At 69.0% G+C, this 17,948-nt stretch carries 3 protein-coding genes and 1 pseudogene; all 4 read left to right on the forward strand.

What is annotated here, in order from left to right:
• Positions 1 to 133: 133 nt before the first annotated feature.
• Positions 134 to 958, forward strand: a complete 825-nt coding sequence (locus ACFWF1_RS21985; protein ID WP_379282303.1) for a M23 family metallopeptidase — start codon at positions 134 to 136, stop codon at positions 956 to 958.
• A 91-nt stretch (positions 959 to 1,049) separates the two neighbouring features.
• Entirely contained in the window at positions 1,050 to 2,036 is a 987-nt protein-coding gene (locus tag ACFWF1_RS21990) for a DNA-binding response regulator (RefSeq protein WP_379282304.1), read from the forward strand.
• Positions 2,037 to 2,332: 296 nt separating this feature from the next.
• On the forward strand, positions 2,333 to 9,679 hold the full coding sequence (locus ACFWF1_RS21995) for an amino acid adenylation domain-containing protein (RefSeq protein WP_379282305.1): 7,347 nt from the start codon (positions 2,333 to 2,335) through the stop codon (positions 9,677 to 9,679).
• A gap of 201 nt (positions 9,680 to 9,880) precedes the next feature.
• Positions 9,881 to 17,948: pseudogene (locus tag ACFWF1_RS22000) on the forward strand (amino acid adenylation domain-containing protein); the annotation flags it as partial.

The raw sequence follows: 17,948 nt of genomic DNA on the forward strand, positions 1-17,948 counted from the left end.
TACATCGCAGGCTTCACCGGATCGTTACCTGAACCGGTTGGCGACAGGCCCGGCACCGCTGAACCAACTGTTCTTCGGACGCAAGGACGCAGCTGTGTCGCACCATCGGGTAGGCCCCAGTTCCATTACCGTCATGAGCCTCATCGGCGATGATATCTCGGGTCGGCCGACGCGGCATCGCGTCGAGTCGACCGCGACCGAGCGGGTGAAGGTCGCCGCCGGAGTCGCGGTCGCCGCAGGCGCCCTGATCGGCACCGTCTCCCAGATCGCGCCCGCAGTCGCCAGTCCGCTGCTGCCCGGTGCGCACGACGGCGACGAGGCCGACGCTCCGATGACCTTCCGCGGCACCGGCATCCTGCCGGTCGCCCAGGTCAAGGCGGCCACTCCGGCGCCGGCGGTCCTGGCCCCCGAGGTACCGGTCGCCAGTCAGATCGCCGCGCCCGCCCCCGCACCGTTCGGCCTGCAGAACCTGCCGCCGGAGATCGCGGGCCCGCTGGCCCAGGCCGAGCAGATCCTCAAGGGTGTGCAGCAGCAGGCCGCGCCCGCCCCGATGGGCGCGGTGCGCCCGGTCGGCGGCGAGATCAGCTCCGGCTTCGGTAGCCGTTGGGGCGAAATGCATTACGGCCTCGACTTCGCCGACCAGATCGGCGCCCCCATCCATTCGGTGAGCAGCGGCACGGTGATCGAGGCGGGCCCCGCGTCCGGCTTCGGCCTGTGGATGCGCGTGCAGCAGGACGACGGCACCATCGCCGTCTACGGCCACGTCAACGAGATGCTCGCGCACGTCGGCCAGCGGGTGAACGCGGGCGATGTGATCGCCACCGTCGGCAACCGCGGCAACTCCACCGGCCCGCACCTGCACCTGGAGATCTGGGACCAGAACGGCACGAAGATCGACCCGATGCCGTACTTGGCGGCCAAGGGTGTGCCGTTGCAGTGGGGCCCGTCGGCGCACTGATTCCGCTGCCCGGCTTGTTAATCCGTCGATCCCCCCGTCCGCTGGCGGGCAGGATGCCCCATGAGGACCGGTCGGTCGATAGGCTCGGGCCGTGACAGAGCTGGGCGACATCTTCGAGCCTGGATCACCGCACGGGCGCACCTACGCCGTGCTGGTGCATCATCCGCGGTCGAGCCTCGCCGATATCGCGCAGTACCTGGGCGTTTCGGAGGAGACCGCGGCGGCGTCATTGAACGTGCTCGCCGATTTGCGCGCCGCCGTGCGCGTGCCGGCCAGCGAGGGCGCGCCCGCGGTGTGGGACGCCCATGCCCCGGAGTCGTTGTCGGAGGCCGAGGCTCGGCGCAGGCAGCAGCAGATCAACCAGATGCACACGGCCGCAGCGCGGCTCAGCGAGACGTTCCGTTCGGTGCGCCGCTCGCCGCGCAGCAACGGCGCCGTGGTGCCGGTCTTCGAACGCCTGGAAATGCTCGCCGATTTCGAGGAGATGCAGACCAGCGCGCGCACCGGCGTCAAGGTCGTCGAGCGCGGGCCCTACCTCAGCGATATCGAGCGCGAGCGACAGTTGTTCCAGCTCAAGCGGAATCGGCTCGGCGAGGGCATCCGCTACCAAACCCTCTACCAGGACACCATCTATCAGGATCCGGAACGGCTGCGCCACGCGCTGTCCACCAATGCCAGTGGGGCGCAGGCGCGGACGCTGCCGGAGCCGCCGTTCAAAATGATCATCAGCGACGACGAACGCGCTAGCCTGGTGCTGCACGTCGACGAACGCCGCCCGGACCCCATGGGCTTGCGGATCACCGGCTCACCCGCGCTGGACATCCTGATCAAAACGTTCGACGTGCTGTGGTCGCTGGCCGCGCCCATTTCGGTGAACCCGACCGCGGAGGCCCTCGACGAACGCGACCGCGCGATCCTCACCCTGATGGGTCTCGGCGCGACCGACGACACCATCGCGCGACGGCTGGGCATGTCTCGGCGTACTGTGGTCCGCCGGACCGCGCGACTACTGGAGCGGCTCGGCGCGAGCACCCGATTCCAGGCCGGGGTGCAGGCAACCCGGCGTGGTTGGTTGTGAACTAGTTCACCGATCCGGGTACTCCTGCAACGCGACCGGTCCTAGACCGATATAAACCGTGGCATCTGGACAAGACACCGCTTCCATGGGGGTAGCGGCGGATGTGTGATTGAGAACAGGAGCCGAACGAGGGGGGCGCGGACCGCTGTCAGCGGTCTGTACGAATCCAAGACAGCACGCGTGGACACCGATCAGTCCCTTATATGATTGCTCGGAACCGCGCTGGCCCCGGACGATATGCCCTGTATATGGGTAGGGCCGGGTCCTAGCTCGATGCGAGAGGTGAATGCACTCGAATGGAAACTGCCCGTCGTTCCGCTCGTGGTAGCCGTCGCCGCAGGTCGGGCAGCCCGCTGTTCGGGCAGTTGCTGACCGCCGCCGTCGAATCCGAGGCCAATGAGGTCGCCGTTCGCTTCAATCCGTCGGGTCAGCTCGACGACGAACGCCAGCTCACCTACGCCCAACTGGACGCGACCTCCTCGCGGCTGGCCAGGGAACTGATCGAGCGCGGTGTCGGACCGGGCGACGTGGTCGCCATCGGCATCGCCCGCAGCCTGCAGTCGGTGGTCGCCGTGTGGGCCATCGCGAAGACCGGTGCGGCGTACGTGCCGGTGGATCCGGCCTACCCGACCGACCGCATCAACCACATCCTGTCCGACTCCGGCGCCACGGTCGGGCTCACCACCTCGGCCCACCGCCCGGTGCTCGGCACCGGCGTGTACTGGATCGAGCTGGACGACCCGGTGCAGGCCGCGCGGATCGCCGCGCGCCCCGAACATCCGATCTCCTACACCGACCGGGTGCGTCCGCTGGACGAGCGGCACCCGGCCTACGTCATCTACACCTCCGGTTCGACCGGGCGGCCCAAGGGCGTCGTGGTCACCCACACCGGTCTGGCCGGCCTGGTGGCCGCCGAACGCGAGCACTACGGGGTGACCGCGGATTCGCGGGTGCTGCATGTGTGCTCGCCGAACTTCGATGTGTCGATCCTGGAGTTGCTGCTCGCTTTCTCGTCAGGTGCGACGCTGGTGATCGCGCCGCCGTCGGTGTTCGGCGGGTACGAGCTGGCCGATCTGCTGCGCCGCGAACAGGTCACGCACATGCTGATCACGCCGGGCGCGCTGGAGTCGGTCGACCCGACCGGCCTGGACGACCTGCGGGTCGTGGTGGTGGCCGGTGACAAGTTCGGGCCGGAGCTGGTCGGCCGCTGGGCCGCCGATCGCGAGTTCTACAACGGTTACGGACCGACCGAGGCTTCTATTCTCGCGACGAGTTCGGCGCGGATGCTGCCGGACGAGCCGATCACCATCGGCTCGGCGATTCCGGGAGTCGGTGCGTTCGTGCTGGATTCGCGGTTGCGGCCGGTGCCAGCCGGTGTGGTCGGCGAGCTGTACTTGTCCGGACCGGCGCTCGCTCAGGGATATCTCGGCAAGCCGGGGCTCACCGCGGAACGTTTCGTGGCCAGCCCGTTCGGTGCCGACACCGATACGCCCGGAGCGCGGCTGTACCGCACCGGAGACTTGGTGCGCCGCAGCGAATCCGAGGACGGCGGTGCCATCGAGTACCTCGGTCGCTCCGACTTCCAGGTCAAGATCCGTGGCTTCCGTATCGAACTCGGCGAGATCGACAACGCGCTCACCGCGCACCCGGACATCGACTACGCGGCGACGCTCGGCAAGACGCTGCCGTCCGGCGCGACCGCGCTGGTGTCCTATGTGCTGCCGCGGGCCGGAACCGTCGTGGACACCGGCGAACTCGCCGAGTTCATCGGAGAGTCGCTGGCCGCGTACATGATTCCGGCCGCCATCATGGTGCTCGACGAGATCCCGCTGACCCCGGTCGGCAAGCTGGACCGCGCGGCGCTGCCCGCACCGGTGTTCGCCGCCAAGGCTTTCCGCGCCCCGTCCACCCCGGTGGAGGAGATCGTCGCCGACGTGTTCGCGGCGCTGCTGGTGGCGGGCGAGGACGGCCGGGTCGGCGTGGACGACGACTTCTTCGAGCTCGGCGGTAACTCGCTGCTCGCCGCGCAGGCCGCCGCCCGGATCGGGTCGGCGCTGCAGGTGCGGGTGCCGGTGCAGCTGCTGTTCGAGGCGACCACGGTTGCCGCGCTCGCCGAACGGGTCGAGCAGCACGCGGGTTCGGCCGCCGGTCAGGCGTTGCACGCCAGGCCGCGCCCGTCCAAGGTGCCGCTGTCCTACGCGCAGCAGCGGATGTGGTTCCTGAACCGGTTCGATCCGGCCAGTGCCGTCAACAACATTCCGGCCGCCGTGCGCCTGTCCGGTCACCTCGATATCGAGGCGATGCGCGCCGCCGTGCGCGACCTCACGGAGCGGCACGAGGTGCTGCGCACCCTGTACCCCGAGGTCGACGGCGAGGGCTACCAGCGGGTGCTGGCGACCGGAGATCCGCGCTCGGTACCGGAATTCGTGGTCGAGCAGGCCACCGAGGCCGAGCTGCCCGGACTGGTCGCCGCGGTGGTGACCGAGGGCTTCGACGTGACCGCGGCACCGCCCGTGCGGGTGCGGCTGCTCGAGCTGAGCGAGACCGAGCACGTGCTGGTCTGCGTGGTGCATCACATCGCGGGCGACGGCTTCTCGATGGGCCCGTTGACCCGCGACCTGATGGCCGCCTACCTGGACCGGATGCGCGGTGGCGCACCGGAATGGCCGCCGCTCGAGGTGCAGTACGCCGACTACGCGATCTGGCAGCGCGAGATCCTCGGCGCCGAGGACGACCCGGAATCGGTGCTGGCCAAGCAGATCGATTACTGGCGCACCGAATTGGCCGCGCTGCCTGAGCAATTGGAGCTGCCCGCGGACCGGCCGCGACCTGCGGTCGCGTCCAACCGTGGCGCCACCTTGGCCTTCGAGATCGGCCCCGACGTGCACGGCGCGCTGAGTCGCCTTGCGCACGGCCATAATTCGACACTGTTCATGGTCGTGCACGCCGCGCTCGCGGTTCTGCTGGCCCGGCTGTCCGGTACCAGGGACATCGCCGTCGGTACCCCGGTCGCCGGTCGCGGTGAGGCCGCGCTCGACGACCTCATCGGTATGTTCGTCAACACCCTGGTGCTGCGCACGGATATCGACTCCGGTGCGACGTTCGACGAGTTGCTGCGCGAGGTGCGCCGGATCGACGTGGAGGCGTTCGGCCATGCCGACGTGCCGTTCGAGCGGCTGGTGGAACTGCTGGATCCGGCGCGCTCAGCGGCCCGGCATCCGCTGTTCCAGGTGATGCTGACCTTCCAGAACCTGGCGCGAACCGAACTGGAACTGCCCGGCCTGTCCGCCTCGGCGGTGGATCTGGCGATGCCGCTGGCAAAGTTCGACCTGCAGCTCGCGCTGGTGGAGCGGATCGATAGAAACGGTGCGGCAGAGGGCATTTCGGCCGCCTTCACCTACGCCACCGACCTCTTCGACGAAGCGACCGTGCAGGACTTCGCCGACCGCTTCGGCCGGATCCTGGCCGCGGTCGCGGGCGATTCCGACATCACCGTCGGCGATATCGACGTGCTCGCGCCCGGCGAACGCGACCTGGTGCTGCACGAATGGAACAGCCCCGGCGCCGAGGTGCCCGAGGTGACCCTGGTCGATCTCATCGGTGCTCAGGCGCGCAGGCGGCCGGACGCCGGTGCGATCCGCTACGGCGACACAACGCTGACCTTCGGCGAGTTGCAGCGCCGCGCCAACAAGGTGGCGCGGGCACTGATCGCGCAGGGCGTCGGCCCGGAAGCGCTGGTGGCCGTTGCGGTTCCGCGCACCGAGGAGCTGCCGGTCGCGCTGCTCGCGGTGCTCACCGCCGGTGCCGGCTACCTGCCGATCGATACGACCTACCCCGCGCAGCGGTTGGAGTTCATGCTCTCCGACGCCGCTCCGGCGTGCATCCTGACCACCGCGAGCGAGCTGGAATCCGTTCCGGCGGGCGATATTCCGGTCATCCTGCTGGAAGACACGACCGAGTTCGCCGATGCCCCGGTGCGTACGTCCGAGCGGACCGCACCGCTGCGGCCGGACAACCTGGCCTACGTCATCTACACCTCCGGCTCCACCGGTGTGCCCAAGGGCGTCGGCGTCGCGCACCGCAATGTGGTGCAGCTGTTCGCGAACACCCAGGAGGTGTTCGAGTTCGACGAGACCGACGTGTGGACGCTGTTCCACTCGTTCGCCTTCGACTTCTCGGTGTGGGAGCTGTGGTGCGCGCTGGCCAACGGCGGCACCGTCGTGGTGGTCGACTACCTGACCTCCCGGTCACCGGAGCTGTTCCGCGAGTTGCTGATTCGCGAACAGGTCACCGTGCTCAACCAGACCCCGTCGGCGTTCTATCAGCTCGCCGAGGCCGACCGGGCCGCGCAGACCGCCGATCAGGCCAAGTTCGCGCTGCGCTACGTGGTGTTCGGCGGTGAGGCCCTGGACCTGCGCCAGCTGCAGCGCTGGTACGACCGGCACGCGGTGGACGCGCCGTGGCTGGTCAACATGTACGGCATCACCGAAACCACGGTGCACGTGTCGTTCCTGTCGCTGGACGAGCAGATGGTCGACAACGCGGCGAGCGTCATCGGCCGCGCGCTGCCCGGCCTGGACGCCTACGTGCTCGAGGATCGGCTGCACCCGTCGCCGGTCGGCGTGGCGGGCGAGATCTATGTCGCCGGTGCCCAGCTGTCCCGCGGCTACCTGGGGCGCCCCGGCCTCGCCGCGACCAGGTTCGTCGCGAATCCGTTCGGCGCGGCCGGTTCTCGGATGTACCGCACCGGCGACATCGGCCGCTGGGTCGGCTTCGGCGGCCAGGCGACGCTCGAGTACGCCGGTCGCGGCGATCAGCAGGTGCAGTTGCGCGGCTTCCGCATCGAGCTCGGCGAGATCGAGTCGGCGCTGGTGCGCTGCCCCGGCGTGAGCCAAGCGGTGGTGCTGGTGCTCGCGGACGAGAACGCGGGCGACCGGCTCATCGGATATGTCGTGCCGGACATCGGTTCTCAGCTGAATTCGGCCGAATTGCGCAGCCAGGTAGGCGAATTCCTCACCGGCTACATGGTTCCGGACGCGATCGTGGTGCTGGACGTGCTCCCGCTGACGCCGAACGGCAAGCTGGACCGCAAGGCCCTGCCCGCGCCGGAGTTCCTCAGCACCGCCACCTTCCGCGCCCCGAGCTCGCCGGTCGAACAGGCCGTCGCCGAGGTGTTCGCCGGACTGCTCGGCGCCAACGAGATCGGCCTCGACGACGACTTCTTCGGCCTCGGCGGCAACTCGCTGCTGGCCACCAGGGTGGTCGCCCGGATCAACGAGGCGCTCGACGCGAACCTGGTGGTGCGCGAGCTGTTCGAGTCGCCCACCGTCGCCGCGCTCGCCGCCCGCGTCGTGCCCGGCGCGGCCAAGGCGTCCGGTGCGCGGCCGCCGCTGGCCCGGATGCCGCGGACCGATCAGGTGCCGTTGTCGCTTGCGCAGCAACGGATGTGGGTGCTCAACCAGTTCGATCCGGACTCGCCCGCGTACAACATTCCGCTGGCGATCCGCCTGTCCGGTGTGCTCGACGTACCCGCACTGCGCAATGCCGTCGCCGACGTGCTCGAGCGGCACGAGACACTGCGCACCCGCTACCCGTCGGATCCGTCGGGGGTGGCCTACCAGGAGATCCTCTCGGTCCGCGAATCGCTGCCCGGTGGGCTGGAGACCGTCTCCACCGCAGATCCGATCGGCCGCATCACCGAGCTGCTGTCCACCGGATTCGATGTGACGCAACAGGTTCCGGTGCGTGCGCTGCTGCTCGCGGTCGGCCAGGACGAGCACCTGCTCGCGCTGGTCGTGCACCACATCGCCGCCGACGGCGCCTCGATGGCACCGCTGGCGCGGGACCTGGTGACCGCGTATCTGGCTCGGATCGGCGGCAATTCGCCGCGCTGGTCGCCGCTGGAGGTGCAGTACGCCGACTTCGCCAGCTGGCAGCGCACCGTCATCGGTACCGATGACGACGAGAACTCCATCGCCGCACGGCAATTGGCGTACTGGCGGGACCAGCTGAACGGACTGACCGGCGACCTGAACCTGTCGCTGGACCGCCCGCGCCCCGCGGTGCCGTCGATGCGCGGCGCCTCGACCGGTTTCGCCGTCTCGCCGGACGTGCACGCCGCGCTGGTCCGGCTGGCGCGCGAACACAATTCGACGCTGTTCATGGTCGTGCACGCCGCGCTGGCCGTGCTGCTGGCCAGGCAGTCGAACAGCAGCGATATCGCCATCGGCACGCCGATCGCGGGCCGTGGCGAGCGGGCGCTGGACGAGTTGGTCGGCATGTTCGTCAACACGCTCACCCTGCGCACCGCGGTCGAGCCGAGCGTGCGCTTCGCCGAGCTGGTCGATCGGGCCCGCGAGACCGACCTGGCCGCCTTCGCCAACGCCGACATCCCGTTCGAGCGGGTTGCCGAGGTGGTCGCCGCCGGTCACGCGACGGTCTACAACCCGCTGTTCGGCGTGGTGCTGTCGTTCCAGAACAACGAGCAGCCGTCGCTGGAACTGCCCGGCCTGACGATCACCGGACTGGACGGCGGCGAGATCGCGGCCAAGTTCGACCTGCAGGTGAACGTCGACCCGCGGCACCACCCCGACGGTGCGCCGGGCGAGCTGATCACCGCGATCACTTATGCGACAGACCTTTTCGACGAGTCGACGGTGCAGGCGCTGTGCCGCAGGCTGGAGCGGGTGCTGACCGCGGTGGTCGCCGATCCGCAGGTGCGGGTCGGTGACATCGACCTGCTCGACGCGCAGGAGCGCGAGCGGGTGCAATCCGCCGCCGAATCGGCGCAGGAGCCAACGGCTGCGGGCGCGACGGCCACCACCGGAACTGCGCTCACCCAGGCGCTGACCGCCGTGGTCGAGGACGACCCGGACGGGCCCGCGCTGGTCTCCGGCGAGGACGCGGTGTCCTACCAGGAACTCGACGCGCGCTCGTCCCGGCTGGCGCGCGTGCTCGCCGCCCGTGGCTGCGGCCCGGGTGACGGTGTCGCGCTCCGGTTCGACCGCGGCGTCGACGCCGTCGTCGCGACCTGGGCCGTGCTCAAGGCCGGTGCCGCAGTAGTACCGCTCGCCTCGGCCGACGCGCCGATTCCGGCCGGACCGGTCGTCAAGGTCGGGCTCACCAGCGCCCCCGTGCCTGCCGTCGGCGATGTCGACTGGCTCGTGCTCGACGATCCCGCCGTCGCCGCGCAGATAGCGGCGGAATCGCCACGGCCGGTCACCTACGCGCACCGCACGCGAGTGCTGCGCGGCACCGACCCGGCCTTCGTCGGGACGCGCACGCTCGGCTACGACGAGCTGGCGGGCGCGGCGGACCAGTTGCGCACGGGCACCGAGCTGACCTTCGAGTCGCGCACTTTCCAGTTCGGCGGCCCGGCGGAGCTGGCGTTGATCGAGGTGGTGGCGGCGGGTTCCTGCGGTGCCTCCATGGTGCTCGTCCCCGAGGATGCCGACCTGGCCGAGGCGCTGGCCGACGAGTGGGTCAGCCACCTGCTGACCGACCGCGCGGGAGCCAGTACCCTCGATCCGACGGCCCTGGAGGATCTGCGGGCCGTGGTGCTCGCCGACGGCGGCGATGTCAGTAGCGCATGGACGCAGGTGGCGACGGTTGTCGCGCTGTCCGATCTGCTGCGTGCGGGGTAAAACCCAGCTGGTAACGGGTGCAAGCCCCTAAAAACATGACTAGGGTCACTCGGGACCGGTTTGCCGAATCAGGGCGGCCGTTGCAAGGTGTGGCTTCAACGTGTTCGACAGGCAGGATGAGCAGAGTTTCATGGTTCGTGTAGTGGGGGACGTGCGTCTGATGGGCTGGCGGGGCAGCAAGACCCTGGCACTGGTGGGCGCATGACGCGTTCCGCTCGTGTCCGTCCCGCTCGGACCCGGCGTCCCCGGGTCATCACGCTGCCGCAGCTGATGGCGACCGCCGTCGAAGCGAACCCGGAGGGCATCGCCCTCATCTACGCCGACGCCACAGCGACACTGGCGCAACTGAGCTACGCCGAGCTCGACGAGCGGTCGACCCGGTTGGCACGGCTGCTGATCGAGCGCGGCGTCGGCCCGGAAGATCTTGTCGCGATCGGTGTTCCGCGCTCGATCGACTCCGTGGTCGCGGTCTGGGCGGTGGCCAAGTCCGGCGCGGGCTTCGTGCCGGTGGACCCGAACTATCCGGCCGACCGGATCGAACACATGGTGAAGGACTCCGGCGCGGTCTTCGGCCTGACCACCGCGCAGTCCGCCACCCAGCTGCCGGGGCAGGTCGAATGGCTTGTCATCGACAGCGATTCGACGCTGCGTTCGCTCGAACGGCACTCGACCGAGCCGATCACCAATGCCGATCGGGTGCGCCAGCTGCGCGCCGAGCATCCGGCCTGGGTGATCTATACCTCCGGTTCGACGGGCGCGCCGAAGGGCGTCGTCGCCACCCAGGCAGGCATCGCCGGGTTCTGCGAGGAGCAGCGCACCCACTACGGCGTCACGAGTACCGCACGGACCCTGCACTTTTCGTCGCCGTCGTTCGACGCGTCGATGCTGGAGCTGCTGCTCGCCCTCGGCGGCGCGGCGACCATGGTCGTGGTGGCGCCGACGGTGTTCGGCGGCGACGATCTCGCCGAGCTGCTGCGCCGCGAGCGGGTGACCCACGCGTTCATCACGCCCGCCGCGCTGGCCTCGATCGATCCCGCCGGACTGGACGATCTCGGAGTTGTCGCGGTCGGCGGCGAGGCCTGGCCGCCGGATCTGGTGCGGCGCTGGATACTTCCGGTCACCGGCGGCGTTCGCGCGCTGTTCAACGTCTACGGGCCCACTGAGACCACGATCGTGGTGAACATCGGCGAGCCGCTGGTGCTCGACGCCCCGCTGACCATGGGCGGGCCGATCCGCGGCGTCACCGAATACGTGCTGGACGAGCGGCTTTCGCCGGTGCCGGACGGCGTGATCGGCGAGCTGTACATCGCGGGCGCGCAGGTGGCGCGCGGGTACCACGAGCGGCCTGCGCTCACCGCCACCCGTTTCGTGGCGAACCCTTTCGACCCCAACGGCTCTCGGCTGTATCGCTCCGGTGACTTGGTCCGCTGGACGGCAGAAGGCCGACTGGAGTATGCGGGGCGCAACGATTTCCAGGTGAAGGTGCGTGGTTTCCGCATCGAACTCGGTGAGATCGACGCGGTGCTCGCCGCGCACGACAGTGTCGACTTCGCGGTGACCGTCGGTCACCAGCTCGACAGCGGCACAACGATTCTGGCCTCCTATGTGCTGGCCGCTCCCGGCGCGACGGTGGACACCGACGAGTTGATCGCGGCCGCCGAGCAGCGGTTGCCCGCGCACATGGTGCCGACGACGATCACCGTGCTCGACGAGATCCCGCTGTCGCCGACCGGCAAGCTGGACCGGCGCGCACTGCCCTCGCCGCAGCTGCAGACCAAGGAATTCCGCGCGCCGAGTGGCGAACTGGAGCAACTGGTCGCCGATATCTTCGCGGAACTGCTGGACACCGGTGCCGCGATCGGCGCCGACGACGACTTCTTCGAGCTCGGCGGCAACTCGCTGGTCGCCACCAAGGTGGTCGCCAGGATCGGCGCGCAGATCGGCGCGCGGGTGCCCGCGCGCACGGTCTTCGAGGCGCCGACGGTCGCCGGTCTGGCGGCTCGGCTGGCACCGTTCACCGGGGCGGGGGGACGGCAGGCGCTGGCGCCGATGCCGCGGCCCGAACACATTCCGTTGTCGCTGGCGCAGCAGCGGATGTGGTTCCTGAATCAGTTCGATACCGCGTCGGCGGCGAACAACATTCCGTTCGCGATCCGGCTCTCCGGCGCGCTGGACGTGTCCGCGCTGCGGGCGGCGGTCGCCGATCTGGTCGAGCGGCACGAGACGCTGCGCACGGTCTACCCGGCGGTCGACGGCACCGGCTATCAGGTGGTTCTGCCTGCGGCGCAGGCCATTCCGGAGTTGGCGGTGACCGAGGTCGCCGAGTCCGAGCTGCCGAGCAGGCTGGCCGAGTTCATGCTGGCCGGGTTCGATGTGGCGGCCGAGGTGCCGCTGCGGATGGCGTTGCTGCAGTTGGGCGTCGACGACCATGTGCTCGCGGTGGTGGTGCACCACATCGCGGCCGACGGCACCTCAATGGCGCCGATGGTGCAGGACCTGACAGTCGCTTACTTCGCGCGCACTGCGGGTTCCGCGCCCGGCTGGGCACCGTTGCCGGTGCAGTACGCCGACTACGCCCTGTGGCAGCGGGCGATGCTCGGTGCCGAGAACGATCCGAAATCGGTTGCCGCCGAGCAGATCAGTTACTGGCGCACCGCGTTGGCCGGTCTGCCGGGACGGCTCGAGCTGCCGGCAGATCGCCCTCGCCCGGCCTTGGCCTCCGGTCGCGGCGGTGTCTACACGTTCGAGGTGGACGCCCCGACCAGGGCCAAGCTCGATGCGATCGCGCACGAGACCGGTGCCTCGCTGTTCATGGTGGTGCACGCGGCCTTCGCGGCGCTGCTGGCCCGGCTGTCGGGTTCGGCCGATATCGCCATCGGTACGCCGGTGGCAGGTCGCGGCGAGGCGGAGCTGGACGGCCTGATCGGCATGTTCGTCAACATGCTCGTGCTGCGCACCGAGAACGCGCCCGGCGCGTCCTTCCGTGAACTGGTCGAGTCCGCCAAAAAGGTGGATCTCGAAGCGTTTTCGCATGTGGAGCTGCCGTTCGAGCGGCTCGTCGAGGTGCTCGATCCCGCGCGCTCGCAGGCGCACCATCCGCTGTTCCAGGTCGCGCTGTTCTTCCAGAACATGGACAAGCCCGCGTTGGAATTGCCGGGGCTGTCGGCGTCGGCCCTGGATCTGGACGGCGCGGCAGCCAAATTCGACCTGCAGCTGACCGTTACCCCGCACGACGGCGAAAACGCCGGTTTGTCGGCCATGTTCAGCTACGCCACGGACCTGTTCGACGAGGCGACGGTGGCGCGCTTCGCCGCCCGGATGCGCCGACTGCTGCGCGCGGTCACGGCCGATCCCGACCGCGCGGTGGGCGATGCCGACCTGCTGTCGCTGGTCGAGCGGGATCGAATCCTGTTCGAGTGGAACGACACCCGGCAGCGGGTGGCGCCGCATCTGCTGCTCGACGGCTATCGGCAGGCGGTGGCCGCCAACCCGGATGCCGTCGCGGTGGTCTACGAGGGCACCGAGCTCACTTATCGCGAGTTCGATGAGCGGGTCAACAAGCTTGCCCGGTTGTTGATTTCGCAGGGTGTGGGTGCGGAGTCGTTGGTGGGTCTGGCGATTCGGCGTTCGCTGGATCTGGTTGTCGGTATGTACGCGATCGTGACGGCCGGTGGTGCCTATGTGCCGTTGGATCCGGATCATCCGGTTGAGCGGATCGCGCACATCCTCGATACCGCCCAACCCGCCTGTGTCGTGACGACTTCCACCGATGCCGTCGCCCTGCCGGACGGCGTCGCCGCAGTCGCCATCGATGCCGCCGACCTGGCCCAGTTCGACGGCACGCCGATCCGCAAGGACGAGCTGCTCCGCCCGGTCTCGCCGCTGAATCCCGCGTACGTCATCTTCACCTCCGGCTCTACCGGTCGCCCCAAGGGCGTCGCGGTGTCGCACGCGGCGATCAACAATCAGATCGAATGGATGCTGGCGGAGTACCCGCTCAGCGCCGACGACGTGTACCTGCAGAAGACCGCGACCACCTTCGATGTCTCGCTGTGGGGCTTTTTCATGCCGCTGCGGGTGGGCGCCAAGCTGGTGGTGGCGACCCCGGACGGCCATCGTGACCCGGCGTATGTCGCGGAAACCATTGTCGCGCAGTCGGTGACGGTCACCGACTTCGTGCCGTCGATGCTGACGATCTTCGCGGCGCACACCGCCAAGGGCGCCGTGCCGACGCTGGAGCAGATCTTCGTGATCGGCGAAGCGTTGCCGCCGGAGACGGTCACCGCGCTGCACGCGGTGATCGACGCGGATGTGCACAACCTCTACGGACCGACCGAGGCCGCGGTGTCGGTGACCTACTGGCCCGCCGACGGTTCGGATACCCGCTCGGTCCCGATCGGGTTGCCGCAGTGGAACACCCGCGTCTACGTGCTGGATGCCCGACTGCGCCCCGTGCCCGACGGCGTGGCCGGCGAACTGTATCTGGCCGGCGACCAGCTGGCCCGCGGATACGTCAGCAGGCCGGATCTGACGGCGGATCGCTTCGTCGCCAATCCGTTCGGTACCGGTCAGCGGATGTACCGCACCGGCGATCTCGTGGTGTGGCGCAAGGCTTCCGGCGCGGACGCCGACGAGGACATGGTGCTCGACTACATCGGCCGCACCGACTTCCAGGTGAAGTTCCGCGGCCAGCGCATCGAGCTCGGCGAGATCGAAACCGCGCTGCTCGCCCAGCCTTCGGTGAGTCAAGCCGTCGCGCTGGTCAGCCAGTCGACGCTCGGCGATCAGCTGGTCGCCTACGCGGTCGCCGCGCCCGAGGCCAGGATCGAGCCGCAGGAGCTGCGGGCCGCCATCTCGGAAACGCTGCCCACGTACATGGTTCCGGCCGCCATCGTCGCGCTCGACGCGTTCCCGCTGAACCCCAGCGGCAAGCTCGATCGCAGGGCGCTGCCCGAGCCGATGTTCACTGCCCGCGAATTCCGTTCGCCCGCAACACCGGTCGAGGAGATCGTGGCCGGTGTCTTCGGCGAGGTGCTCGGGCTGACCAGGGTCGGCGCGGACGACGATTTCTTCGCGCTCGGCGGCAACTCGCTGGTCGCCACCCAGGTGGTGGCGCGGCTCGGTGCGGCCGTCGGCGGCCGGGTGCCGGTGCGGACGCTGTTCGAGGCGCCCACTGTGGCCGGCCTTGCGGCGGTGATCGATTCGCAGGTGCACAGTCGTCCCGGGGTCGCGCTCGGCAGCATCGCACGACCGGACGAGCTGCCGCTGTCGTTGGCGCAGCGCCGGATGTGGTTCCTCAACCGCTTCGACCAGTCCGACGACCAGGCGACCGGATCGGGTGCCTACAACCTGCCGTTCGCTTTGCGGCTGACCGGTGCGCTGGATGTCGCGGCGCTCGGCGCGGCACTGCACGACGTGGTGGCGCGGCACGAGGTGCTGCGCACGGTCTACCCGGAGACGGCCGCTGGCCCGATCCAGGTTGTCTTGCCGCCCAACGGTGTTGCGCTGGACGTGGCGCCGCGGCTGCTGAGCGAGACCGAGGTGGCGAGTGCGGTGTACGCGCTGGCGTCGAGTGCGTTCGACGTGACCGCCGAGGTCCCGGTGCGGGTTGCCCTGCTGCAGGTCGACGGCCAGGCGGACACGTATGTGCTTGCCGTCGTGGTGCATCACATCGCCGCCGACGGGTCCTCGATGGGACCGCTGGTGCGCGACGTGATGATCGCCTACGCCGCGCGGACCGCGGGCGAAGCGCCGAACTGGGCGCCGCTGCGGGTGCAGTACGCCGATTACGCGCTGTGGCAGCGTGCGGTGCTCGGCGACGAGACCGACGCCGAATCGATTGCCGCGCAGCAGATCAGCTTCTGGCGCTCGCACCTGGCCGAGCTGCCGGACCTGCTGGAGTTGCCGACGGATCGGCCGCGTCCCGCCATCGCGTCGATGGCGGGTGCCCGGGTGGATGTGCAAATCGATGCGGCCACGCACGCCGGTCTCGTGGAACTCGCTCGCGCACATGGCGCGACGTTGTTCATGGTGGTGCACACCGCGCTCGCGGTGCTACTGGCCCGGCTCTCGGGTTCGGTGGACGTCGCCATCGGTACGCCACTGGCCGGTCGTGGCGAGCGTGAGCTCGACGACCTGATCGGCATGTTCGTGAACACGGTGGTGTTCCGGACGCAGTTCGAGTCCGGTGAGTCGTTCGCCGAATTGCTCGGCAGGCAGCGGGAATCCGATCTGCAGGCGTTCGCGCACGCGGACATTCCGTTCGAGCGTTTGGTGGAGGTGCTCAACCCGCCGCGCTCGACGGCGCATCATCCGTTGTTCCAGGTGGGGTTGTCGTTCCAGAACATCGCGCGGGCCGCGCTCGAACTGCCCGGTCTCGCGGTGTCGGGGCTGGACGCGGATCTGGCTGTGTCGCAGTTCGATCTGCATCTGATCGTGGGCGACGGCTACGACGAGTCCGGCGTGCCGACCGGCCTTGGTGGCTTCTTCACCTATGCGACAGACCTTTTCGATGCCGCGACGGTGCAGGGCTTCGCCGACCGGTTCGCGCGGATCCTCGCCGCCGTGGTGGCGGACGCGACGACGCCGGTGGGGGATATCGAGGTACTCGACGCGGACGAGCGCGACGATGTGCTCGGCCGGTGGAACGCTACCGAGCAGCAGGTCGACCAGTCGGCGACATTGGTTTCGCTGTTGGACGCGGCCGTGGCGGCCGATCCGCGATCCGTGGCGCTCGTGGTCGATCTGCCTGCGGGCCGCGAGAAGGTGACCTACGCGGAGCTGGACGCTCGGGTGAACAGCCTTGCCCGGTACCTGATCTCGGTGTCGGTCGGCCCGGAGTCGCGGGTGGCGCTAGCCTTCCGTCGTTCGGTAGACCTGGTCGTGGCGATGTACGCGGTGGCGAAGTCCGGTGGCGCGTATGTGCCGGTGGATCCGGATCAGGGAGCCGAGCGGACGAGTTACATCCTCGAGACCGCCGCCCCGGTGTGTGTGCTGACCAACGCCGAGGCCGAATTCAGCACCGATGTCGCGCCGGTGGTGCGAATCGACGAACTCGATCTCGATGGCCTGGATACGTCTCCGATCACCGATGCCGATCGTGTCGCGCCGTTGCGTTCGGAGAACACTGCGTACGTGATTTTCACGTCGGGTTCGACGGGTCGTCCGAAGGGCGTGGCGGTTTCGCACGCGGCGATCGCGAATCAGTTGCAGTGGAAGGTCACCGAGTTCGGTCTGGACGCCGCTGACGCGATTCTGCTGAAGACTGCTGCTACGTTCGACCTTTCGGTGTGGGAGTTCTGGTCCGCGGCGGTGTGTGGTGGCCGATTGGTCATCGCCGCGCCCGACGGCCATCAGGACCCGGCGTATCTCAACGAGTTGATGGCCCGTGAGTGGGTCACCACGTTGCATGTGGTGCCGTCGATGCTCGACGCGCTCACGGCCGGTGACTTTCCGACCTCGCTGTGGCGGGTGCTGGCGATTGGTGAAGCGCTGCCAGGGGGATTGGCGCAACGCTTCCTGCGCGACTACCCGCGCGTCGAACTGTTCAACCTGTACGGCCCGACCGAGGCCGCCGTGTCCATCACCAGCCACCGGGTCACCCGAAACGATCAGCCGTCGGTGCCCGTTGGCGCGCCGGAGTGGAACAGCCAAGTCTTCGTGCTGGATTCGCGGCTGCGACCCGTTCCGGTGGGCGTTTCCGGGGAGCTCTACCTGGCCGGTGCACAACTCGCGCGTGGCTACTTCGGCCGCGCGGATCTGACGTCGGATCGGTTCGTGGCCAACCCGTTCCAGCCCGGTGCGCGGATGTACCGCACCGGCGACCTGGTGGCGTGGCACGCCTCCGGTGAGCTGGAGTACCGCGGCCGCACCGACTTCCAGGTGAAGATCCGTGGCTTCCGCATCGAGCTCGCCGAGATCGACGCCGCGCTGCTAGCGCTGCCGCAGATCGCCCAGGCTGCGGTCATCGCGAAGTCGGACCCGCGTACCGGTGACCGCTTGGTCGCCTACGTGGTCCCGGCAGATACGAATATCGATGTCGCGGAGGTGAAGTCGGCGCTCGCCGCTGGTTTGCCGTCGTACATGGTGCCTGCGGCGTTCGTCGTTCTCGATGCACTGCCGTTGAACGTGAACGGCAAGCTGGATCGGAAGGCGTTGCCGGAGCCGGAGTTCGAGGCGCAGGCGTTCCGTGCGCCGTCGACGCCGATCGAGGAGATCGTGGCGTCGGTGTATGCCGAGGTGCTCGGTGTCGAGCAGGTCGGTGCGGATG

Source organism: Nocardia sp. NPDC060255, from assembly GCF_042727395.1.
In the GTDB taxonomy this organism is placed as follows: domain Bacteria; phylum Actinomycetota; class Actinomycetes; order Mycobacteriales; family Mycobacteriaceae; genus Nocardia.